At 68.7% G+C, this 22,313-nt stretch carries 19 protein-coding genes; 6 read left to right on the forward strand and 13 right to left on the reverse strand.

The window, feature by feature from the left end; genetic code table 11:
• Nucleotides 1-84: 84 nt before the first annotated feature.
• Entirely contained in the window at nucleotides 85-1,983 is a 1,899-nt protein-coding gene (locus tag PFX98_RS22445) for a B12-binding domain-containing radical SAM protein (RefSeq protein WP_285232702.1), read from the forward strand.
• On the opposite strand, the gene PFX98_RS22450 is transcribed toward PFX98_RS22445, so the two are convergent.
• The 6 genes from PFX98_RS22450 to PFX98_RS22475 form a co-directional block, all read right to left on the reverse strand.
• On the reverse strand, nucleotides 1,980-2,717 hold the full coding sequence (locus PFX98_RS22450; RefSeq protein WP_285232703.1) for an arginine N-succinyltransferase: 738 nt from the start codon (nucleotides 2,715-2,717) through the stop codon (nucleotides 1,980-1,982). The genes PFX98_RS22445 and PFX98_RS22450 overlap by 4 nt on opposite strands.
• Complete coding sequence (locus tag PFX98_RS22455; protein WP_285232704.1) at nucleotides 2,714-3,769, reverse strand: arginine N-succinyltransferase; 1,056 nt, start codon at nucleotides 3,767-3,769, stop codon at nucleotides 2,714-2,716. The genes PFX98_RS22450 and PFX98_RS22455 overlap by 4 nt, the downstream gene beginning before the upstream one ends.
• On the reverse strand, nucleotides 3,766-4,764 hold the full coding sequence (locus PFX98_RS22460; protein ID WP_285232705.1) for a GlxA family transcriptional regulator: 999 nt from the start codon (nucleotides 4,762-4,764) through the stop codon (nucleotides 3,766-3,768). The genes PFX98_RS22455 and PFX98_RS22460 overlap by 4 nt, the downstream gene beginning before the upstream one ends.
• Before the next feature lie 13 nt (nucleotides 4,765-4,777).
• A complete protein-coding gene (locus PFX98_RS22465) occupies nucleotides 4,778-6,166 on the reverse strand; it encodes a YfcC family protein (RefSeq protein ID WP_285232706.1) in 1,389 nt (462 codons plus the stop codon).
• 9 nt (nucleotides 6,167-6,175) lie between these two features.
• Nucleotides 6,176-7,297: a succinylglutamate desuccinylase/aspartoacylase family protein gene (locus PFX98_RS22470; protein WP_285232707.1), complete on the reverse strand. Its 1,122-nt coding sequence runs from the start codon at nucleotides 7,295-7,297 to the stop codon at nucleotides 6,176-6,178.
• A 78-nt stretch (nucleotides 7,298-7,375) separates the two neighbouring features.
• Nucleotides 7,376-8,638: a cyanophycinase gene (locus PFX98_RS22475; RefSeq protein WP_285232708.1), complete on the reverse strand. Its 1,263-nt coding sequence runs from the start codon at nucleotides 8,636-8,638 to the stop codon at nucleotides 7,376-7,378.
• A gap of 255 nt (nucleotides 8,639-8,893) precedes the next feature.
• Here PFX98_RS22475 and PFX98_RS22480 point away from each other — a divergent pair, with 255 nt between their 5' ends.
• Nucleotides 8,894-11,617, forward strand: coding sequence for a TonB-dependent receptor (locus PFX98_RS22480; protein ID WP_285232709.1), 2,724 nt, complete (start codon nucleotides 8,894-8,896; stop codon nucleotides 11,615-11,617).
• 48 nt (nucleotides 11,618-11,665) lie between these two features.
• Here the strand turns inward: PFX98_RS22480 and PFX98_RS22485 are convergent, their stop codons facing one another.
• From PFX98_RS22485 to PFX98_RS22500, 4 genes are all read right to left on the reverse strand, one after another.
• A complete protein-coding gene (locus PFX98_RS22485) occupies nucleotides 11,666-11,920 on the reverse strand; it encodes a hypothetical protein (protein WP_285232710.1) in 255 nt (84 codons plus the stop codon).
• A 92-nt stretch (nucleotides 11,921-12,012) separates the two neighbouring features.
• Nucleotides 12,013-12,279 (reverse strand): hypothetical protein, encoded by a 267-nt coding sequence (locus tag PFX98_RS22490; protein WP_285232711.1) that lies wholly within the window; start codon nucleotides 12,277-12,279, stop codon nucleotides 12,013-12,015.
• Nucleotides 12,280-12,412: 133 nt separating this feature from the next.
• Nucleotides 12,413-13,060, reverse strand: coding sequence for a YceH family protein (locus PFX98_RS22495; protein WP_285232712.1), 648 nt, complete (start codon nucleotides 13,058-13,060; stop codon nucleotides 12,413-12,415).
• A gap of 4 nt (nucleotides 13,061-13,064) precedes the next feature.
• Nucleotides 13,065-13,847 (reverse strand): SDR family oxidoreductase, encoded by a 783-nt coding sequence (locus PFX98_RS22500; RefSeq protein WP_285232713.1) that lies wholly within the window; start codon nucleotides 13,845-13,847, stop codon nucleotides 13,065-13,067.
• Between the two features lie 230 nt (nucleotides 13,848-14,077).
• Here PFX98_RS22500 and PFX98_RS22505 point away from each other — a divergent pair, with 230 nt between their 5' ends.
• Both PFX98_RS22505 and PFX98_RS22510 read left to right on the forward strand, forming a co-directional pair.
• Complete coding sequence (locus PFX98_RS22505; RefSeq protein WP_285232714.1) at nucleotides 14,078-15,763, forward strand: electron transfer flavoprotein-ubiquinone oxidoreductase; 1,686 nt, start codon at nucleotides 14,078-14,080, stop codon at nucleotides 15,761-15,763.
• Between the two features lie 130 nt (nucleotides 15,764-15,893).
• Nucleotides 15,894-17,630, forward strand: coding sequence for a diguanylate cyclase (locus PFX98_RS22510; RefSeq protein ID WP_285232715.1), 1,737 nt, complete (start codon nucleotides 15,894-15,896; stop codon nucleotides 17,628-17,630).
• Between the two features lie 24 nt (nucleotides 17,631-17,654).
• On the opposite strand, the gene PFX98_RS22515 is transcribed toward PFX98_RS22510, so the two are convergent.
• Together PFX98_RS22515 and PFX98_RS22520 are read right to left on the reverse strand one after the other, a co-directional pair.
• Nucleotides 17,655-18,098 (reverse strand): GNAT family N-acetyltransferase, encoded by a 444-nt coding sequence (locus PFX98_RS22515; RefSeq protein ID WP_285232716.1) that lies wholly within the window; start codon nucleotides 18,096-18,098, stop codon nucleotides 17,655-17,657.
• 11 nt (nucleotides 18,099-18,109) lie between these two features.
• A complete protein-coding gene (locus tag PFX98_RS22520) occupies nucleotides 18,110-18,727 on the reverse strand; it encodes an FMN-binding negative transcriptional regulator (RefSeq protein ID WP_285232717.1) in 618 nt (205 codons plus the stop codon).
• 90 nt (nucleotides 18,728-18,817) lie between these two features.
• On the opposite strand from PFX98_RS22520, the gene pdxR reads away from it, so the two are divergent.
• Complete coding sequence (gene pdxR, locus PFX98_RS22525) at nucleotides 18,818-20,281, forward strand: MocR-like pyridoxine biosynthesis transcription factor PdxR (protein WP_285232718.1); 1,464 nt, start codon at nucleotides 18,818-18,820, stop codon at nucleotides 20,279-20,281.
• Between the two features lie 10 nt (nucleotides 20,282-20,291).
• On the opposite strand, the gene PFX98_RS22530 is transcribed toward pdxR, so the two are convergent.
• On the reverse strand, nucleotides 20,292-21,329 hold the full coding sequence (locus PFX98_RS22530) for an AraC family transcriptional regulator (protein WP_285232719.1): 1,038 nt from the start codon (nucleotides 21,327-21,329) through the stop codon (nucleotides 20,292-20,294).
• A gap of 160 nt (nucleotides 21,330-21,489) precedes the next feature.
• On the opposite strand from PFX98_RS22530, the gene PFX98_RS22535 reads away from it, so the two are divergent.
• Nucleotides 21,490-22,278 carry an SDR family oxidoreductase gene (locus PFX98_RS22535; protein ID WP_285232720.1) on the forward strand — a complete coding sequence of 263 codons (789 nt, stop codon included), beginning with the start codon at nucleotides 21,490-21,492 and terminating at the stop codon, nucleotides 22,276-22,278.
• Nucleotides 22,279-22,313: the final 35 nt, after the last annotated feature.

Consider the following 22,313-nt stretch of genomic DNA (forward strand, 5'->3'; position numbering starts at 1 on the left):
TTGCGCACGAGAGCCCGCCAGACCCTGGGTCTGCCGGGCTTTTCCTTTGGCCTTACAGTGAAGGCCTGACCGCCCCGACCCGCCATGTCTGCCAGCTCCCTGCGCGTGCTCTCGCTCATCCCACCGATGACGCAGCTCAACACGCCCTACCCCTCCACCGCCTACCTGACCGGCTTTCTGCGCTCGCGCGGCGTGCCGGCCACGCAGCAAGACCTGGCCCTGGGCCTGGTGCTCAAGCTGTTCTCGCGCGCGGGGCTGCAGGCGATGCGCACGCGCGTGCAGGCCCTGCCGGCGGCGCGCCAGACCCTGCAGCTGCAGAACTTCGAGGCCCAGTTCGAGCGCTATCTGGCCACCATCGCGCCCACCATCGCCTTTCTGCAGGGCGGCGACCCGACGCTGGCGCACCGCATCAACACGCGCCAGTTCCTGCCCGAGGGCAAGCGCTTCGAGACCATCGACGCCTACCTGGCCGAGGACGGCGAGGACCCGCTGGCCTGGGCCTTCGGGGCGCTGGGCCTGCAGGACCGCGCCCGCCACCTGGCCACGCTCTACCTGAACGACCTCGCCGACGTGCTGCGCGAGGCGATCGACGAGCGCTTCGAGTTCGTGCGCTATGCCGAGCGCCTGGCCACCGCCCAGCCCAGCTTCGATCCGCTGGCCGAGGCGCTGGCGGCGCCGCCCAATCTGGTGGACGAGACGCTCGCCGCGCTGACGCTGGAGGCCCTGGCCAGGCATGCGCCGCAGCTGGTGCTGCTGTCGGTGCCCTTCCCCGGCGCGGTGTATGCCGCGCTGCGCATCGCCCAGACCATCCGCGCCGCCCACCCCGAGATCAAGCTGGTGCTGGGCGGCGGCTTCGTCAACACCGAGCTGCGCGAGCTGGCCGAGCCGCGCCTGTTCGACCATGTCGACTTCATCACCCTGGACGCCGGCGAACGCCCGTTGCTGGCCTTGCTGGAGCATTTGCAGGGCCAGCGCTCGCAGCAGCGCCTGGTACGCACCTTCGTGCGTGTCGATGGCGCGGTGAAGTACATCAACTTCGTCGAGCCCGACATTCCCTTCGATGCGGTGGGCACGCCCACCTGGGACGGCCTGCCGCTAGGCCAGTACCTGTCGCTGCTGGACATGCTCAACCCGATGAACCGGCTGTGGAGCGACGGGCGCTGGAACAAGCTCACCGTGGCGCATGGCTGCTACTGGAAGAAGTGCAGCTTCTGCGACGTCAGCCTGGACTACATCTCGCGTTACGAGGCCGCCTCGGCCACCACCCTGGTGGACCGGGTCGAGGCCATCGTGGCCGAGACCGGCCAGACCGGCTTCCACTTCGTCGACGAGGCCGCACCGCCCAAGGCGCTGAAGGCCTTCGCGGCCGAGCTGCAGCGGCGCGGCACCAGCATCTCCTGGTGGGGCAATATCCGCTTCGAGAAGACCTTCAGCCCCGAGCTCTGCCAGCAGCTGGCCGACAGCGGCTGCATCGCGATCTCGGGCGGCCTGGAGGTGGCCTCCGACCGGCTGCTGCAGCTGATGAAGAAGGGCGTGTCGGTCGAGCAGGTGGCGCGCGTCACCAAGGGCTTTGCCGATGCCGGCATCCTGGTGCATGCCTACCTGATGTACGGCTTCCCGACCCAGACGGTGCAGGACACGGTGGACGCGCTTGAGTATGTGCGCCAGCTGTTCGAGAACGGCTGCATCCACAGCGGCTTCTTCCACCGCTTCGCCTGCACCGTGCACTCGCCGGTGGGCATGCACCCCGAGGCCTATGGCGTGCAGCTGCGGCCGTTGCCGCCGGGCGCCTTTGCCAAGAACGACGTCGGCTTCATCGACCCGACCGGGGTGGACCACGATCTGCTGGGCAAGGGCCTCAAGAAGGCGATCTACAACTTCATGCACGGCATCGGCGTGGACGAGGATGTGCGCAGCTGGTTCCCCACCAAGGTGCCGCGCACGACCGTGCCGCGCCACAAGATCGCGCGGGCCTTGGCTTAAGGCAGCAGCCGCTCCCAGATCGGCCCACCGTCGTCGATGCGCAAATGGCTGCTGGCGGCAAAGCCCTGCGCCCGCAGTGCGACCATGGCCGCCTGGCCCGCCTCCCCCACCTCACCGGCGGCGGCCTGAGCCGCCTCGCTGAGGAAGGAAAGGTAGAGAGTCTGGCGCGGCAGCAGTGCCGCGAGGTGGCTGCGCCAGGCCTCACCCAGGCGCGCTGCGGCCTCGGCCGCGTCGCCCACGTAGAAGAAGGCGCCCAGGCCCTGCCAGAACGGCGATGCCCCCTGCGCATCGCGCAAGCCGCCCAGCTCCACCACCAGGCGCGTACCGAAGGCCCCGCGCGCATCGGCGATACGGGCCAGTGCCGCCTCGATCAGCAGCCCGAATGCCACATCGGGATCGTGCAAGCCGGGTGCGCAAGCCAGGTCCGCCAGCTCACTCTCGCCGGTATGGTCGTTGCCCAGCAGCAGCGTGGCCTGGCACTGGAACAGGCCCAGCTCCTGCGCGGCGTGCACGGCGCGGCCCAGGTGGTAGCTGTAGCGCGGCAGGTCCAGACCCAAGCGTGCGCGCAACCGCAGGCAGGCCTGCGGCCGCTCGTCGGCGTCGGCCAGCAGCAGCCATTGTTCGCCCTGCGCGAGCGCGGGCTGCACCAGCGCGCCGGTTTGATTGCGCCATTGCGCCAACACGGCGGCGTCGCTGGCTTCGCGCCAGGGGCGCAGGTGCAGCGCCGCGTTCATGCGGCCCTCCCGGCGTCCGGCCACAGCGGTGAAGCGCTGAGCCTGGCACCACTCATCGCGCCGAGGCGCTGCGCCGCCTCATGACCGGGGGCCAGGTCTTGCGTGCCGGGCGGCAGTTGCGCCAGCACCGCGGCGAACTGCTCGCGCTGAGGCCTGACGAGCAGATGCCAGGCGCCCTCCCCCTGGCCTATGCCGCCCTCGCGCACGCGCAGCTCGCGCGCAAGGCGCACACTGCGCAGCAGGGCCAGGCTGGCTTCCACGGTCGGGCCGCCATCGAAGATGTCCACATAGGTGTCGGCATCGAAACCCTCGTCCAGCAGGATGGAGAAGGGCAGCTCGCCCACCGGATGCAGCTGCCCGATGGCCCATTGCGCCGCCTCGGGCAGCAAGGGCACATAGATCGGCGAATGCGGCATCAGGTCGGCGATGAAGGCCTTGCTGCGGCCACCGGTGACGGCCTCGGCCTGCGGGTAATCCATATTGAAGAAACGCCGGCCCACCGCGTCCCAGAACGGGCTCTGCCCGGCCGCGTTGGACAGCCCCGGGCTTTCCGCCGCAATGCGCTCGTTGAAGCGCTCGGCACAGGCCTGGATGAAGAGCAGGCGCGCCCGCGACAGCAGCTGCGCCGCCGGGCCTTGCTCATAGGCCGGCTCCAGGTAGAAGGAGGTCAGCAAGGTGTAGCCGGTCAGGTCATGGCAGAGATGCAGGGTGTGCATGCGCTGGCTCACGCCCAGCGCCGCCGAGGCGTGCACGACGAACTCGTTGCGGTAGCTGTAGAAGCGATCGTGGAAACCGGCGCTGGCGGCGATGCCGCTGCTGCCCACCACCCGGCCGACGCTGCGGTCCTCCAGCACGAACAGATAGGTTTCCTCGCCGCTGGCGGCATCGCGGCTGGCAAAGGCCTGCAAGGAGCGCGCAATGCGCTCGGCCAGCTTGTCGCGGTCATGCGGCAGCGAGCTGATGCCATGCTCGCTGGCCGCGGCAATGCGCTCCAGGGCCGGCAGGTCGCTCATGGCCACGGGCCTGAGCAGGAGGTCGAGGGGGCTGGTCATGGTGTGCTGTCTTTCGGCGCGCTCAACTCGCGCCAGGCCGCCGCCCGCTGGCTGCGCTCGTCGCGCGGCGTGTTGCCGAACAGGGACTTGTAGGCATGGGAGAAATGCGGCCCCGAGGAAAAGCCGCAGGACAGTCCGATCTGCAGTATCGATTGGCTGGATTGTTGCAGCAGCCGCCGCGCGCGCTGCAGGCGCAGCTCGACGTAGTAGCGCGAAGGCAGCGCGTCCAGATACTGCTTGAAAAGCCGCTCCAGCTGGCGCCTCGACACCCCCACCAGGCGGGCCACCTCCTCGGTGGGCAGGGGCTCGGCGAGGTTGGCTTCCATCAGCGCCAGCGCCTCGGCCAGCTTGGGGCTGCCGCTACCCAGTCGTTCGGAGACGGCGACGCGCTGGCGCTCGCCGCCCGCGCGCGCGCGCTCCAGCCCCAGCAGCGGGGTCAGCTCTTGGCCCAGACGCTCGCCATGCAGGCGGCTCAGCCAGGCCAGCATCAGATCCAGGCTGGCGGTGCCACCGGCGCAGCTCAGGCGCAAAGCCTGAGCCTCGCCACTGATCTCCCAGACGTGGCGCGTCCACACCACCGCCGGGTGGGCGCTCATCAGGGCGTCGGCCAGGGGCCAGTCGACGGTGGCGCGCTGGCCGTCCAGCAGGCCGGCTGCCGCCAGCAGGGCGGCACCGCCGTCCACCCCGCCCAGGGTGCAGCCGGCATCCGCGAGCTGGCGCCAGGCCAGCAACTGCGCAGGCAGCAGCGGTGCACCCTCGCCGGCCACCACGAAAAGGGCATGCCAGGCCCGCTGCTCATCCAGCGGCTCGGTCTGCAGCAGGCTGCCGTTGGCCGCGGCCACCGGGCCGCCCTGGAGCGAGACTGCATGGGCCTGGTATGCCACCTCGTTCTGCAACTCGTTGGCGAGCTGCAGCGCGTCCAGCACGCCACTGGCCGCCAGCATGGAAAAGCCAGGCAGCAGCAGAACGGCACAGGGGCGGGACGGCAGGCTCACGGGTGCACTGTACTCAACGCCAGCCGATCAGCGAGGGCACGGCCAGCAGCCCCAGCGCCATCAGCAGATAGGCCAGCTGCAGCGGCAGCATCCAGCGCGCCCATTTGCTCCAGGGCACGCCGGCCAGCGCCAGCACACCGACGGTGATGCCCGAGGTTGGGATCACCGGCGTGGTGAGTTCGCCCAACTGGAAGGCCAGGATGGCGGTCTGGCGGCTCACCCCCACCAGGTCCGCCAGGGGCGCCATGATGGGCATGGTGAGCGCAGCCTGTCCGGTGCCCGAGTGGATGAAGAAGTTGATCACCGACTGGATCAGGAACATCTTCTGCGCCGCGATGATGGGGCTGGCTGAAGCCACGAAGGGCGTCAGCGCGTGCAGCAAGGTGTCGATGATCTGGCCCTCGCGCATCAGGATCACCGTGCCCTTGGCCAGTGCGATCACCAGCGCGGTACTGACCAGGTCCTTGGCGCCATGCATGAAGGCGGCCACCCAGGCGTCGGGCTGCAGGCGCCCCACCAGCCCGACCAGCAGGGCCATCACCAGGAACAGCGCCGCGATCTCCTCGATGTACCAGTTGAAGCGGATCACGCCGAAGATCATTGTGGCCAGCGTGGCCACGAAGATCAGCAGCACCAGCTTGTGCGTGCGGCGCATGCCGGCGAAGTTCTCGAAGCCCGCCAGGTCGAGCTCGCGGCGGCGCGCCTGATCCTGCTCAAAACAGGGGCTGAGCTCGGGCTGGCGCCGGATGCGCGCCGCGTACCACATCAGGAAGGCGATGGTGACGGCGGTGGCCACCAGCCAGACCAGCAGCCGGTAGCCGATGCCCGAGAACAGGGGCACGCCGGCAATGCCCTGGGCCACGCCCACGTTGAAGGGATTGAGAAAGGCGGAGGCAAAGCCGATCTGCGAGCCGACGAAGGGAATCGCGATGCCCACGATGCTGTCGTACCTGAGCGCCAGCGCCAGCGGGATGAAGATCAACACGAACGGGATGGCCTCCTCGGCCATGCCGAAGGTGGCGCCGCCCAGCGAGAACAGCACCACGAACACCGGGATCAGCGCCGCCCGCACCAAGGGAGAGCGGGTATGGGCCTGGGCGACCGACTTGATCATCGCGTCGATCGCCTCGGTCTTCTGCAGCACCGCGAAGGCCCCGCCCACGATGAGCACGAAGCCGATGATCAGCGCCGCCTCCACAAAGCCCTTGATGGGCGCCATCATCAGCGCCACCGGGCCCTGCGGCCGCCCTTCGATGGCATGGAAGGAGCCCGGCACGATCAGCTTCTTGCCGTCCACCAGCTGGGTGTCGAACTGACCACCGGGCACCAGCCAGGTGGCCAGGGCAATCAGCGCCAACAGGCTGAACAGCAGCACAAAGGTATTGGGGAACTTGAGCTTCATGAGTTTGTCTCAGAGCGAGAGCAGCTTGCCGCTGCGATAGGCCTGCTGGCCGGCGATCTTGGCCACGCGCATGCCGCGTGAGGCATAGCGCCTGGCCACGCGGGCGAACAGGGTGCCGGTGACACCGGCCAGCAGCGGCGTGGTCTGATCGGTGAGAGGGTCCAGCAGCTCGGCGATCGGCTCGCCAACCTGCACCGCGTCACCCGGCGCTTTGAGGAACACCAGCAAGCCGCTGTGGGGCGCGGTGATGGGCTCGACGCCCTCCAGCGGCGTGGCCTCGCAGAGCGCTGCCGGCAGGGGCGCGGCGCGGCCGTCGACCAGGCCCTCGTACCGCAACCATTCAATCAGGGCCCCGGCATCGCGTGTCGCCAGCCCGTGCTCGACCTCAACCTCGCCGCGCAGCTCCACGGTGGCCGCAAAGCAGGCCTGCGCGATCGGAAAGCGCCCCGCGAAGTGGGCGCCGAGCTCCCACCAGATGCGCGCCACCGTCTCGTCAAAGGGATCGTCCCCGGACGCGGTGCAGGTCAGCAACGCCTGCGCACCGAGGTAACGTGCCAGCGGCGCGGCCTGCGCGGCCAGCGGCGTGCCGGTATAGAGGTGCAGCACCGCCTGGTTGTCGCAATGCAGGTCCAGCACGATGTCGGCATCCATGGCCAGGCATTGCAGGCGCTGCTTGAGCGCCTCGGTCTCGGTGGCCGGCTGCCAGGCCTGCAGCAGCTGCATGGCGGTGCCGCGAATCAAGGCCGTGTTGCTCGCCACGTCGGGGCTCAGCCGCGGCTCCAGCAAGGGAATCAGCGCCGCCGTCAGCGACTTGTAGTGCCGGTTGAAGTTGAGCCCGGTGCTGAGGTCGAAGCGTCCCAGGCTCGCGCCTTGCAGATCCTGGGCCAGGCCGATGGGGTTGGCCATCGGCACCAGCACGATCTCGCCGCGCAGCTGGCCGGCCGCCTCCAGCGCCTCCAGCTGACGCCGCAGATGCTGCGCCACCAGCATGGCCGGGACCTCGTCGGCATGCAGCGAGGCCTGCAGATAGGCCTTCTTGCCGGCGGCGCCGCGGCTGCCGAAATGCAGGCTGCGCAGGGTGCGGGTGGTGCCGGCACTGAAGTCCGGGAGTGCATGCAGCACGGTTCTCATCGGGGCGATCCTGTGGAAAGGGGGCGCGGCTGCGCCCACCGGCTGCATGTGGCAGCCGGCAGCGCAAGGCGGAAAAGTTCAGCGCGCGGCCGGGCGCAGCGGGGTATAGAGCGGTTGCGCGAACTGCACGGGCATCACGTCCAGCCGCATATTGAGCACCGTGTAGTCCTCGCCACCGAAGGCGCTGGTGGACCAGCCCACCGTGCCCGCGCCCTTGTAGAGGCGGAATTCAAAGCCCAGCTCGGGCCGCTCGTTGCCGGCACGGACGCGCACATCCGCCGCCAGGCCACGCAGCTCGGCATGCGGGCTGTCGATCAGATGCGCCATCGCATTGACGATGGTGGTGTCACCCAGCATGTCCATGTAGAAGGGCTCGTTGCTGTAATAGGGCTTGAAGTCGGGCGCGGCCGGGTCGATGCGCGGCTCACGCTGTTTCAGCGGCGAAGGCGTACTGACACCGGTCTTGAGGTCGTGACGGTCGCCCCGGTCCAGGTAGCTCAGGCGTGCGCCCTGGAGGTTGAAGGCCCCTAGCGCCGCATCGCTGCTGGCCTCGCCCAGGTCCACCAGCAACGCGCCCTTGGCGCCGATCACTTCCACGTCCTTGCCACGTATCACGGCCGCGCTGTTCTCATCCACCCCCAAGCCCAGCTTGTAGCCCTTGGCCAGCATCATCGGCAGCATGCGACCGACGCGGCCACGCTTGAGGAAGTGCTGGTCGATGAAGAGTGCGGGGCCGACAAAGCCGAGGCCGCGGTCGACTTCCCTGCCCTCGCGCAGCTGCCCCTTGAGGACCTGCAGATTGTCCTGCGCGTCGCGGAACATCTGCTCGCTCATGATGGCCGCGCCGGCGCTGGTACCGGCCACCACACCGCCGGCGCGGTAGACCTGCCAGATCGCCTTCAGCATCTCGGTGGGCTGCCCCTGGGGCTGCAAGGTGTCCACGATCAGTTCCTGCGCGCCGCCCGAGAAGAACACCCCCTTGGCACTGGCGATGCGTGCGATCAGGGCGGGATCCTGCAGGTTCTTGTTCAGGTCCGCACCCTTGAGCTTGGGCGCCACCGGAATCGCCTCGGCCACCGCACCCTGGCGTTCCAGCGCATCCACGATCAAGGCCGCCGCGCGCGCCGGATTGCCCGCGGCGGTGGCCAGCACGGCAAAGCGCGCGCCCCGCCCACCGGCCTCATCGACGATGCGCTTCCACACCGCGTCGTTGTCGAACTTGAGCGCGCCGCCAATGGCGATGGCGGTCTGCGCCTGTGCGGATGCACAGGCGCCGGCACACAGCAGGGCCGCACTCAGGCGCACTGCGTTGGCCAGGGTGGTCTTGGATTTCGTCGTCATGGCCGAGATCTTGTCAGCTGCCGCCCGCCCTGCCCAGCGGGTAAGGCCCGGCCAAGCCGTGTCCTGCGCGCATTCGGCAATTGCATGTCGCATCCATGTAAGGCCGGCCCATGCTGCCTCTGCGGGGTTTATATGCATGCGACGCGCATTTATGCCGAAGCGACCGCTGCGCCGAAACCCCATAGGCAAGTGCTTCGGCCCGCTCCTAGAGTCGCCTCCAGTTTCTTCCCTCCCCATCACCACTCCGAGGCCCTCATGTCCCGATTCAAACTGCAACACCTGGCCCAGGCCAGCCTGATGCTGATCGCCACCCAGACCCTGCATGCCCAGGAAGCGCAACTGCAACGCGTGGAGATCACCGGCTCCAGCATCAAGCGCATCGAAGGCGAAGGCTCGCTGCCGGTGCAGGTGATCAAGCGCGACGACATCGACAAGAGCGGTGTCACCACCGCCGCCGAATTGCTCAAGAGCATCAGCGCCAACACCGCACCGCTCACCGACGGCGCCAGCATCACCGATGGCACTTCGGGCCAGCGCGGCTTCAACGGCGCCAACCTGCGCGGCATTGGCGTCTCCAGCACCCTGGTGCTGCTGAACGGCCGGCGCCTGGCCAACTTCGCTTCGCCCGGCGACAACGCCGGTGTCGACCTGAACAACATCCCGGCCGGTGCCATCCAGCGCGTGGAAGTGCTGAAGGACGGCGCCTCGGCCATCTACGGCACCGATGCGATCGGCGGCGTGATCAACTTCATCACCCGCAAGGACTACCAGGGTGTGGAGCTCGGCGCCTACGCCAGCGGCACGCAGGAAGGCGGCGCCGGCAAGCGCACCGCCAGCCTCAGCGCCGGCACCGGCGACCTGAACAGGGACCGCTTCAATGTATTCGGCGTGCTGGACGTGCAGCAGCTCGACGCGCTGCGCTCCAGCCAGCGCCAATTCATCCAGGAGCGCCCGCTGGCCAGCACCCTGCCGGCCCTGATGTCCAGCAACACCTTCCCGGCCAATATCGACATCAGCTCCTCGCAGCGCAACGCGCTCATCGCCGCGGGCGTGCTGCCAGCGGGCAGCACGCGCACCCGCATCAATCCGGCCAACCCGGCCTGCAACACGCTCACCGATGCCACCGTGTTCGCACCCACCGGCCCGGGCGGCCCGCTGGCTTGCAGCTACGACTACATGAAAGACACGGAGATCTATCCGGAGGCGCAGAAACTCGGCTTCATCGGCCGCGCCACCTTCCAGGCCAGCGAGGATCTGCAGCTGTTCGCGGAACTGGTGCAATCGCACGCCGAGAGCCGCTATGTGCTGAGCCCCAACCCGCAGCGCATTCGCAGCCTGCCGGTGGCGCTGCTGCCAGAGAAGTACCGCACAGTGCTGAGCGCGCCCGGCCTGCCGTCCATGTTCAGCGGCATCCGTTACCGCATGAGCGAGGCCGGCAACCGTACCAACGAGGTCAGCAGCGACGCGCAGCGCCTGGTAGTGGGCGGCAACGCCAGCTTTGCGGGCTGGGACCTGGACTTCGGCATCGCCCGCGCCCAGAACGACGCCATCGACAAGTACGTGGATGGCTATGTGCTGTTCAAGGAGTTCGACGCGGGCGTGCGCGCCGGCACCATCAACCCCTGGGCGCCATCCAGCCAGGCCGGCAAGGACCTGATCAGCAGCATCAAGGTCAACGATGAAGCCCGCAAGGCCAGGGGCGTGACCACCTCCATCGATGCCAAGGCCTCGCGCAGCCTGATGACGCTGGCGGGCGGCGATATGGCGATCGCCGTCGGTGCCGAGTTCCGCAAGGAAAACACCAGCTTCACGCCCTCCGCGCTGCTGGTGGACAACAAGATCGCTGGTGACCGCGATACCGGGCTGGCCGCGGGTTCAACCACCGATTTGAAGGCCACCGACGACAGCCGCAAGGTGGCCTCCGCCTTCACCGAGTTGAACGCACCCCTCAGCAAGGAACTGGAAGTGCAGGCCGCGCTGCGCTACGACCGTTACAGCGAGGTGGGCTCCACCACCAACCCCAAGCTGGGCGTGCGCTGGCAACCGGAGAAGACGGTGCTGCTGCGCGGCTCGGTGGGCACGGGCTTCCGCGCGCCCTCACTCGCCGATCTGAAGCGGCCCACCACCTTCGGCTCGGCGTCCAGCTTCCTGACCGACCCGCAATGCGTGAAGCAGGAAGGCTCGATCGATCTGTGTACCGACCAATGGGCCGTGGAGCGCCGCTCCAACCCGAATCTCAAGCCCGAGAAGTCGCGCCAGTTCAGCTTCGGCCTGATCTTTGAGCCGGCACGCGATCTGAGCTTCAGCGTGGACTACTGGAACATCCGCAAGACCGATGTGATCAGCACGCTGGGCGAGCAGATCATCGTGGACAGCCCCGAGAAGTACAACGGCAAATACATCCAGCGCGATGCCGATGGTTTCATCACCAACATCCTGCTGCAAAAGGAAAACCAGGGGGTGTTGAAGACCGACGGGCTGGATCTGGGCTTCGACTGGCGCAGCGCCAAGAGTGAATTCGGCCGCTTCAGCGCCGGCCTCTCCGGCACGCTGATCCTGCACTACGACCGCCAGTTCGGCCCGCAAGAGCCCTACCGCAGCAACCTGGGTGTGTTCCTGAACGACCAGGTGGTGCAGAAGTGGCGCCACCGTCTGAACTTTGGCTGGGACTTCGGACCCTATGGCCTGACCCTGAGCAACCAGTATTCGTCGAGCTACACCGACCAGAACACCACCTACGACCCGAGCAGCGACACCTTGCTGCCCTCACGCACGGTGAAAGCCTATTCGCTGTGGGATCTGACGGGCAGCTGGAACGTGAGCAAGCAGTTGAAGCTGCGCGCCGGCGTGCTGAACCTGTTCAACACCGCCCCGCCCTTCTCCAACCAGGCCTACTACTTCCTGGCCACCTACGACCCGACCTACACCGATCCGAAGGGCCGCAGCGCCTTCGTGAGCCTGAACTACAGCTTCAACTGAGCGGCTGTGCAAGCGCCGGCAGCCATGCCGGCGCTGCCGGGCCCGGCCTTACTGGCCGGCGCCCATGCCCTGCGGGCGCTCGCGCATCGATTCGGCAAAGGCTTCCTTGCTGACCTTGGTGATGCTCTCGGCGTTGGACTTGCGCGGGATGCGCGAGCCGGTGGTGTAGCTCTTGTCGTCGGGATCGCTGGCGCGCGCGCTGCTCTTCTCGCCCTCGGGCGAGGGGGTGCTGGCGCAGCCAGCCATGACAGCGACGGACAAAACAGCGCACAGGCACGCACCGGCGTGCTTCAGATAGTTCATGGGGATCTCCCTTTTGGAAACAATGGAGGCGGCGGTGGCCGCCATGGATCGGCGCGCTGCTGCGCGCTCTTGTAAGAACTCTTGCAAGAAATTCAGTTGCCCACGCGATGCGGCATCTTGTGGTCCATGGTGTCGTCCTTGTAGGCGTCGCGGCTGACGCCCTTGACATGCTCGGCACCGTACCACTCGGAACGCGCCAGGCGCGAGCCGGTGATGAAGGTCTTGGGCTTCTCGCGCCCGTCTGCCGATGCGGCCGCCGCGGCCTCGGGGGCTTGCGCGGGCGCGCTGGCGCAACCCGGTAGCATGAGGCCGGCCGCCAGACTCAGGAAACTCAGTGACAGGATACGCGTCGTGTTCATATGCAGCCTCGTTGTGTGAAACCAGTCGGACCACCTGGATGCGCGCATTCTGACGGCCCCGGCGCCGCGGCGCCAGTGCCACCCGCCATCGGGAAACCCCCTGTTCGAAGGCTTGCCCGCGCGCCCACCCAGCTCAGGGCGTTATGCCCAGCTCACCCGCCATGCGGTTCACCAGGGCCCTGAGGCCGTCGAGCTCGGCGCGCAAGGCCTTCTGCTCTTCGCGCAGCTGGTGCAGTTCGTCATCGTCGCGGCGCGGCGCCGGGCCGGCGGCGGCCTCGATGTAGACGGGCTCGCCGCACAGCAGATGGGCCCAGCGCTGCTCGCGCGCACCGGGCGCGCGCGGCAGCCTCTGCACCAGCGGCGGCTGGCGTTCCACCAGTTCCTCCAGAAAACCGTCCACCGAAGAGATGTCGGCAAAGCGGTGCAGGCGTTCGGTGTTCGCACGCAGCTCGGCCGAGGTCTGCGGGCCGCGCAGCATCAGCAGCGTCAGCAGCGCCTCGGCCTGGCCGGGCACGCCCAGCACGCGGCGCAGATTGTGCTCGTAGCGCAGCACGCGGCTGCCGCTCACATTGTTCACCAGGCTCATGCCGCGCAGCTCGTCCAGCGCCAGCAGCACCTCCGATTCCGCCGCGTTCATGACCGGCTCGCGTGCGGTCTTCTGGTTGCAGCCCAGGGTCAGGGCGTTCAGCGAGAGCGGATAGCTGTCCGGCACGGTGTGCTGCTTTTCCACCAGCACGGCCAGCACGCGCGCTTCCAGCGCGCTCAGGGTTCGCAGGGACATCGGCTCAGACTCCGAAACCGTCGTCGGCCTGTATCACCGCGCCGTTGATGAAGTGGCTTTCGTTGGCGCACAGCATCAGCAAGGTGGTGTCGAGATCGCGCGGATGGCCGACGCGCTTGCGCGGCAGCAGCTCCACCAGCTTCTTGCCCTGCTCGCTGCCCCAGTGGTGGTGGTTGATCTCGGTGTCGATATAGCCCGGGCAGATCGCATTCACATTGATGCCGTACTTGCCCCATTCCAGCGCCATCGCGCGCGTCATGTGGATCACCGCGGCCTTGCTCATCGAGTACACGCCGATCTGGCTCAGCACGCGCAGGCCAGCCATCGAAGCGATGTTGACGATGCGCCCGCCGGTGAAGGTGCCCGGCGCGGCGCCGCGCGCGCGCGCCAGCATGCGCTTGCCCACCTCCTGCGCCACGAAGAAGGCGCCGCGCACATTCGTGTCCATCACGAAGTCGTAGTCGTTGGGGCTCACGTCGGTGAGCTTCTGCGTGGTGCTGACACCCGAGTTGTTGATGAGGATGTCGATCGTGCCCATCTCGGTCTCGGCATGGGCGACGGCGGACTTGATGCTGTCCAGATCGGTGACGTCGAGCGCCACCACATGGGCGTCGCCACCACCGGCCTCGATCTCGGCACGCAGGGTCTTGAGGCGCTCGACGCGCCGGCCCGCCAGCACCACGCCGGCGCCGGCCTTGGAAAGCGTCTTGGCGAACTGCGCGCCCAGGCCGCTGGATGCGCCCGTCACCAGGGCCACGCGGCCCGCGAGATCGATGCTGTAGCTCATGTCTTGTCCTTTGCAATCCTGCTGGGAACGATAGCACGCGGGCCCGCGCCAACGCTGTCGCGCGGGCGCCGCCGCCCGCCGTGCACAGCGTCGCGGACCAGACAGCCTAGACCGCCAACTCTAGGCAAAAATAGCACGATCGTTCTATTTGAACTGCAGGCCCGTAGAATCCGCCGCAAACCGGTAAATGCCGGCGCCAAGTCCTCACTCAAAAAATCCAAGGATTCCCCATGAGCTCTTCCGATCTGCTCGCCGAATACGGCCCACGCGAAAGCATGGAATACGACGTGGTGATCGTCGGCGCCGGCCCCGCCGGACTGGCGACGGCGATCCGGCTCAAGCAGCTGGCCGCCGAGCAGTCCAAGGAGATCTCGGTGGTGGTGCTGGAGAAGGGCTCGGAGCCCGGCGCCCACATCCTCTCGGGCGCGGTGATGGACCCGATCGCGCTCAACGAGCTGTTCCCGAACTGGAAGGAGCTGGGCGCGCCCGTGAACCAGGCGGTGACCGGCGACGACATCCTGTTCCTGAGCGAGACCGGCTCGCGCAGCACGCCGCAATGGCTGATCCCCGAGTGCTTCCACAACGAGGGCAACTACGTCATCTCGCTGGGCGCACTGACCAAGTGGCTGGGCGAGCAGGCGGAAGCCCTGGGCGTGGAGATCTTCCCCGGCTTCACCGCCGCCGAAGTGCTGTACGACGACAAGGGCGCGGTGCGCGGCGTGGCCACCGGCAATCTGGGCATTGGCAAGGACGGCAAGCCCAATGACAGCTTCCAGCTGGGCATGGAGCTGCTCGGCAAGTACACCGTGTTTGCCGAAGGCGCGCGCGGCCATCTGGGCAAGCAGCTGATCGCCAAGTACCAGCTCGACGCCGGCCGCGATGCGCAGAGCTGGGCCATCGGCATCAAGGAGCTGTGGGAGATCCCGGCCGAGCAGGCCAAGCCCGGCTATGTGCTGCACACCGCCGGCTGGCCGATCGCGGACGAAAGCTTCGGCGGCGGCTTCCTCTACCACCTGGAAGGCAACAAGGTCACGCTGGGCTTTGTGCTGGGTCTCAATTACGAGAACCCCTGGATGAGCCCCTTCGAGGAAATGCAGCGCTGGAAGACCCACCCGGACGTGCGCAAGCACATCGAGGGCGGCAAGCGCATCGGCTACGGCGCACGCGCCATCAACAACGGCGGCCTGCAGGCCCTGCCCAAGCAGGTGTTCCCGGGTGGCGCCCTGGTGGGCTGCGACGCCGGCTACCTGAACGCCTCGCGCATTAAGGGCAGCCATGCCGCCATCAAGACCGGCATGCTGGCCGCCGAGGCCGCTTTCGAGGCCGTGCAGGCCGGCCGCGCGCAGGATGAGCTCGCCGCCTACCCGGCCGCCTTCGAGCGCAGCTGGCTGCACACCGAGCTGCAAGCCACCAAGAACTTCAAGCTCTGGTTCAAGCACGGCAAGCTGGTCGGCAATCTGATGACTGGCATCGAGCAATGGCTGCTGCCCAAGCTGGGCGTGAAGGTGCCGCCCTGGACCCTGCACAACAGCAAGCCCGACCACCTGGCGCTGCGCCCGGCGGCCGAGATGCCCAAGATCGAGTACCCCAAGCCCGATGGCAAGCTGAGCTTCGACCGCCTCTCCTCGGTGTTCATCTCCAACACCAACCATGAGGAGAACCAGCCGGCGCACCTGACGCTCAAGGACGCCTCGGTGCCGGTGGCCGTCAACCTCGCCAAGTACGCCGGCCCCGAGAGCCGCTACTGCCCGGCCGGGGTGTACGAATTCGTGAAGAACGACGACAACAGCGACCGCCTGCAGATCAATGCGCAGAACTGCGTGCATTGCAAGACCTGCGACATCAAGGACCCGACGCAAAACATCGTCTGGGTCACGCCCGAGGGCGGCGGCGGACCGAACTACGCCGGTATGTAAACGTGCTCTAAGCCGCGGCCCCGCCGGGGCGGTGACTTTTGACGCAGCCTCGGCGCCGGCCGCCCAGGCTGCGTCGTCATTTCCGGCCGCCGCATTCCTACAATCCGCGCTGCTGTTTCCTGCGCGAGCCATGGCCGATCCTGTTGTACCCCTGAACCGTCTTTGGCAGCTGCTGCGCTGCCTGCTGCTGAGCTGGCTGTGCCTCGCGGGTGCCGCGCAGGCGGCCGAGCTCGGCACGGGCGCCGCGCGCGTGGAACTCTGGCCCAGCCTCAGCATGCTGGCCGAGACCGGCCCGCGCCTGAGCGCCCAGGTAGCGCTGGCCGCGGCCCAGGCCGGGCAATTTGGCAGGCCGGACGGCGCCAAGGGGGCGCTGGGCCTGCGCCAGGGCGCCGTGTGGCTGCGCATCCCACTGCAAGTGGCCAGCCAGGACGATGGCGAATGGGTGCTGGAGCTGGACTACCCGCCGCTCAACCATGTCGAGGTCTATCTGCTCTACCAGGGGCAGATCCTGCAGCAGGCGACGCTGGGCAATCTGCAGCCGCGCGCCACGCGGCCGCTGGCGTCGCGCAACCATGCCCTGCCCCTGAGCCTGCCGCCCGGACGCCGCAGCGAGCTGCTGCTGCGCGTGCAGACCCAAGGGGCCATGACCGTGCCGATCACGCTCGCCAAGCCGGCGGCCTACCAGAGCCACGCCCTCTCGGAGCAACTGCTGCAAGGCCTGCTGAACGGCCTGGGCCTGGCCCTGCTGGTCTACAGCCTGGCGCAATGGCTCTCCTTGCGCGAGCCGCTGTTCGCCAAGTACGCGCTGCTGATCACCGGCAGCCTGCTGTTCTCGCTGCTGCAGTTCGGCACCGGCGCGCAGTTCCTGTGGCCCGATTCGATCTGGATGGAGCAGCATGCCGGCGGCCTCTCGGCGCTGATCGCCGCCTGCGGCTCCTATCTCTTCATCGAGCAGGCCTTGCAGGGCAGCTCGCTGCTGTTTCGCCGCCTGATGTGGGGCGGCGCCGCCCTCACCCAGCTCAGCGCGCTGGTGTTTGCCTTCGATCTGATCGACGTGCGCGTGATCACCGTGATCATCAGCACCCTGGGTCTGGCGCCCGCGGTGATGGGCCTGCCCGGGGCCCTGCGCCGGGCGCGCCAGCGCGACGCGATCGGCTGGTGCCTGCTGCTGGCCTGGCTGGTCTACCTGCTCACCACCGCGGTGGCGATCGGCGTCATCAAGGGCCGCCTGGACGCCAACTTCTGGACCCTGCATGCCTTCCAGTTCGGCGCCAGCTTCGACATGCTGATGTTCATGCGCGTGCTGGGCCTGCGCACCGCGGCGATCAAGCAGGCCGCCGCCGAGGCCCGGCACGAGCGCGACCTGCTGCACGCGCTGGCGCACACCGATGCCCTCACCGGCCTGGCGAACCGGCGCGGCCTGCAGCTGCGCATGGACGAGCTGCTGGCCAGGCGCCGCCCCGAGCATCAGCTGGCCCTGTTCCTGCTGGACCTGAACGGCTTCAAGCAGGTCAACGACCGCCATGGCCACGAGACCGGCGACGCCCTGCTGGTGGCGGTGGCGCGCCGCCTGCAGGCCAAGCTGCATCCGGGCGATCTGGTGGCGCGCCTGGGCGGCGACGAGTTCGTGGTGGTGTGCGCCGAGCTGAGCCAGCCCCAACAGGCCGAGGCCCTGGGCGAGCGCCTGCTCGAGGCCTTCAGCTCGCCCTTCCAGATCGGCACGCTCAGCTGCGAGCTGGGCATGGCCCTGGGCCAGGCGCTCGCCCCGCAGGATGGCGGCGGGCTGCCGGAGCTGCTGGCCCATGCCGACGCCGCCATGTACCGGGGCAAGCGCGCGCAAAGCGCGGCCGCCTTCTTCGCGCCCTGAGGGCCGCGACTGCCGGGTTCAGCCTCAGAGCAGGCAGTCGTAGCGCAGAAAGCCGCGGTGCTGGGCCACGCGCTCGTACAGCGCGCGGGCACGCTGGTTGTCGCGATGCGTCAGCCAGTAGGTGCGGGTGGCGCCATGCGCTTGGGCGCGCGCGGCCACCGCGGTGATCAGGGCCTGCGCCGCCCCCTTACCGCGCGCCTGCTCGGCCACGAACAGGTCCTGCAGATAGCAGACCGCCGGGCTCCAGGTGCTGGCATGGAACAGGTAATGCGTGAGGCCGATCAGCTGCCCGCCCTGCTCCAGCACCAGGCCGTGCACGACCTCGCCCGCCAGCAGGCGCTGCCAGGCCAGCTCATAGTCGGCATCGGCCAGCTCGGTCTCGTAGAAGGCCTTGTAGCCGCGCGCCAGGCGCTCCCAGCCGGCACGGTCGCCCGCGCGCGGGACGCGAATCTCGAAGCTGCTGCTCATCGTCATGCCCCTCAAATGCCCAGCCGGTCCATCCAGCGCAGCAGCTGCGCACCGTTGTCGCCCTCGCGGGCATAGTGCTCGCGCAGCCGCGCGCGCTCGCCGGCGGCGCGGTTCTGGCTCAGCTTGGCCTTGGCCTCCCAGCTCCGGACATGGATGCGAAAACCCACGATGGCGGCCAGCAGCTTGTGCTGGAAATCCTCCGGCAACCCCATCCACTGCGCCGCATATTCCGGCTCGTGCTGGGCGATCAGGCGCTTGAGCAGGCGATCCTTGGCGAGCGGCTCGTCCACCAGCTCCAGCCGGCCGCGCACATGCAGCGCCAGGTAGTTCCAGGTCGGCACGCTCAGCTGGGTGTCGTACAGGCGCGGCGACACATAGCCGCCGGGCCCGCTGAATACCACCAGCAGCTCCGGCTGCGCCGCCAGCCAGGCATGCTGGGGATTGGCGCGCGCCATATGGCCCTCCAGCCACCAGCCACCCGCGGCGTCTGCTCCCCAGCTCAGCGGCAGATGCGAGGCAAAGCTGTGCCCGTCGGCGTCCGGGCCGATCAGCAGGGCCAGCGGATGCTCGGCGATGAGCTGGCGCGCCAGCGCCAGGTCCTGCATGCGGAATTGCGGCGGGTTGTACATCGCGGCCCTGCTCCTTGAAAGTTGATGCACCACTGTAGCCAGGCGCTTGGTACGATGAAAGTTCCAACTTCCTGCAATATGGAGGTACCAATGCCCAAGGGTACGCTGGCCCTGGATCCGGCCGGCATGTCGGTGGATCGCGGCCAGCCGCTGGTGCCGCAACTGCATGCGCAGCTCAAGGCGCGCATCCTGAGCGGGCAGCTGGCGGCGGGCGCGCGCCTGCCCACCACGCGCGCCCTCGCCGGCGCGCTGGGGCTCTCGCGCAACACCGTCGTGCGCGTCTACGAGCAATTGCTGGACGAAGGCTATATCAAGGGCCGCACCGGCGACGGCAGCTATGTCAGCGAACTGCACGGCGCTTCGGCCCATGCACCCAAGGCTGCCGAGCCGCTGCGCATGCCGGACGGCCCGCTGTGGCAGCGCCTGCAGGCCTACCAGCCCGCGCGCATGCCCGAGGGGCCGGCGCGCGCCTTCCGCTATGGCATGCCGGCGCTGGATCTGTTCCCGGCCGAGGTCTGGTCGCGCCTGCATGCCCGCTTCTGGCGCCATCCCGCCAGCCGCGCGCTGGGCTACTCGGACCCGGCCGGGCTGCCCCGGCTGCGCCGCCAGGTGGCCGACTATCTCAGCCATGCGCGCGGCCTGAACTGCGAGCCCGAGCAGGTGATCATCACCACCGGCTCGCAGCAGGCCATCAGCCTGGCGGCGCTGGCGCTGCTGCGCGCGGGCGACCGCGTCGCCACCGAGAGCCCGGGCTACCGCGCCGCCGCGGCGGCGCTGGGCCTGCTGGGCAACCAAGTGCTGCGCGTGCCGCTGGACGAGCAGGGGCTGCGGGTGGGCGCGCTGGAGGCGCTGGGGCCCTGCCGGCTGGTCTACGTGACGCCCTCGCACCAGTTCCCCAGCGGGGTCACGATGACGCCGGCGCGCCGGCTCGAACTGCTGGACTGGGCGCGCCGCCACGACGCCTTCGTGATCGAGGACGACTACGACGGCGAGTACCGCTACACCGGCGTGCCGCTGGCACCGCTGGCCGCGCTGGACGCGAGCGGCCGCACGCTCTATGTGGGCACCTTCTCCAAGCTGCTGTTCCCCGGCCTGCGCCTGGGCTATCTGCTGGCGCCGCCGGGCTGGGCCGAAACGCTGGCGCGCTTGCGTGCGGTGCTGGACCGCCACTCCGGCATTGCCGATCAACATGTGCTGGCCGATTTCATCGAGCAGGGTCATTTCCTGCGCCATGTGCGACGCGTGCGCCGCGCGGCACTGACGCGGCGCGACGCCCTGCTGGAGAGCTGGCAGCGCGCCTTTGGCCAGGCCTTGCCGCTGCGCCCGGTGGCCGCCGGCCTGCATGCCCTGCTACCGCTGGAGAGCCCGGCGCAGGAGGCGCTCTATCTGCGCCTGGCCGAGCAGCAGGGCATCGAGCTGGGCGCGTTGCGGCAGATCGGTGCCGTGCCCGCGGCGAGCCAGCTGGCCGGCCTGGTGCTCGGCTTCGCGCCGGTGCCGGAAGCCCAGATCCAGAGCGCCGTGCAGACCCTGGCAAGGGCCTGGCGCAAGGCCTGACGGCCCAAGCTCAGGCGGCGGTTGCGCGCAGCGTCTGGCTGGGGGACTCACCGAACACGCGCTGATAGTCCTGGCCGAAGCGGCCCAGGTGGCAGAAGCCCCAGCGCAAGGCTAGATCGGTGATGCGCGTACCCGAGGCGGCGTTGAGCAGCTCGGCACGCACCTTGCGCAGCCGCACCTCGCGCAGCATGCGCATGGGGCTGACGCCACGGTAGCGCTGGAAGCCCAGGAAGAGGCTGCGCACGCTCACCCCCGCCAGTGCCGCCAGTCGCTCCGGCGTCAGCGGCTCGGCGCAATGCGCCAGCAGGTACTCCTCCACCAGGCGCACGCTGCGCGGCGCCACCGGCGGACAACTGCCCCCCAGCAACTCGCTGGCATCGTGCGGCAGGCTGCCCAGCAGCAGGGCCAGCAGCCGGTACTGCAGCTGCGCCGATGGCAGCTCGGCCAACGCGCCGTGATCGGCCACCTGGATCAGCGTCAGCAACAGGTCCTGCAGCAACGGCTGCTCGTCCAGATGCAGCTGCGGCTGGAACTGTGGCAGCTGCATCACGGCGCGCCCCGTCCAGGCCGCGACAAAGCGGCGCAGCACCTCGGCCTCGATGCGAACGCAGAGCTGGACATTGCTCGCATCCCAGTGCATGCGCAGGTCGGCGCCCGGCGAGACCAGGCTGGCGCAGCCGGGGTCGGAGCGGAATTCCTGGCCCGCGGTAGCGATGCGTGCCGAGCCGACGATGGGCAGCTGCAGCAGATAGAAGCGTTCCAGCGGTCCCGGCTGGATATCCACGCCTGCGCCGTAGCTGAGCTGGCTGATACCCAGCAGGCCGGCGTCCAGGTGCTGCATCTGCGCTACCAGCCTGGCACCGCGCTCGGGCTCCAGCCGGTGCGGGCGGAACACCCGGGCCACCGTGGCCTGCGCGCAATCGCGGTCGCTGGTGGTGAACAGCGTACGGCGTCGCTGTGCCCCCTGCCAGGCTTGCGCCAAGGCCTGCGCGGCCGAGCCGGGCGGCGCGCAGGCTGGGCTTGATGCGGAGGGGGTGAATGGGCTCATGACACAGCTCAATGTAATGAGTCGGCCGCGGCAACGCCAGATGAGCAACCTCAGTGCCGCTGCGCTTTCTTGCGCTGAACGGATAAAGCCTGCGCCGCCCGGATAGTGCGCGCCACACCTCGCGCCGGACCATCCGGGCATCGCTCAACAGGAGAGAACGATGCAGGGATTGTCCGGAAAAGTGGCCCTTGTCACCGGCGGCGCCACCTTGATAGGTGCCGCCGTGGTCGAACGGCTGAGCGCCTATGGCGCCAAGGTAGCGGTGCTTGACATCGACGCCGCCGGCGCCGAGCGCGTCGCGGCGCTGGCCCCCGAGCAGCGCCTGGCGCTCGCCTGCGACATCACGAACGACAGCCAGTTGGCCGAGTGCGTGGCCGCCGTGCAGCAAAAGTTCGGCGGCGTGGACCTGCTGGTGAATCTGGCTTGCAGCTATCTGGACAACGGCCTGGCGTCGCCACGCGCCGAATGGCAGGCCGCGCTGGATGTCAACGTGGTCAGCGCGGTGATGGCCACACGTGCGGTGCACGAATCCATGAAGCAGCGTGGCGGCGGCGCCATCGTCAACTTCACCAGCATCTCATCCAAGGTGGCCCAGACCGGCCGCTGGCTCTACCCGGTCAGCAAGGCCGCGCTGGTGCAGCTGACCCGCAATATGGCGATGGACCTGGCGGCCGACCGCATCCGCGTGAACTCGGTGTCGCCGGGCTGGACCTGGTGCCGCCTGATGAACGAGCTGAGCGGCGGCGACCGCGCCAAGACCGACCGCGTGGCCGCGCCCTACCACCTGCTGGGCCGCGTCGCCGACCCGGCCGAGGTGGCCGAGGTGGTGGCGTTTCTGTGCTCCGAGCACGCCAGCTTCGTCACCGGCGCCGACTACGCGGTGGACGGTGGCTACTCGGCCATGGGCCCGGAGCAGAACCTGCCGGCCATCCCCAGGCTGATGGACTGATGGCAGCCCGCCGTACCGACAACCACAGGAGACAA

The sequence above is a fragment of the Paucibacter sediminis genome (genome assembly GCF_030254645.1).
In the GTDB taxonomy this organism is placed as follows: Bacteria; Pseudomonadota; Gammaproteobacteria; order Burkholderiales; family Burkholderiaceae_C; genus Paucibacter_B; species Paucibacter_B sediminis.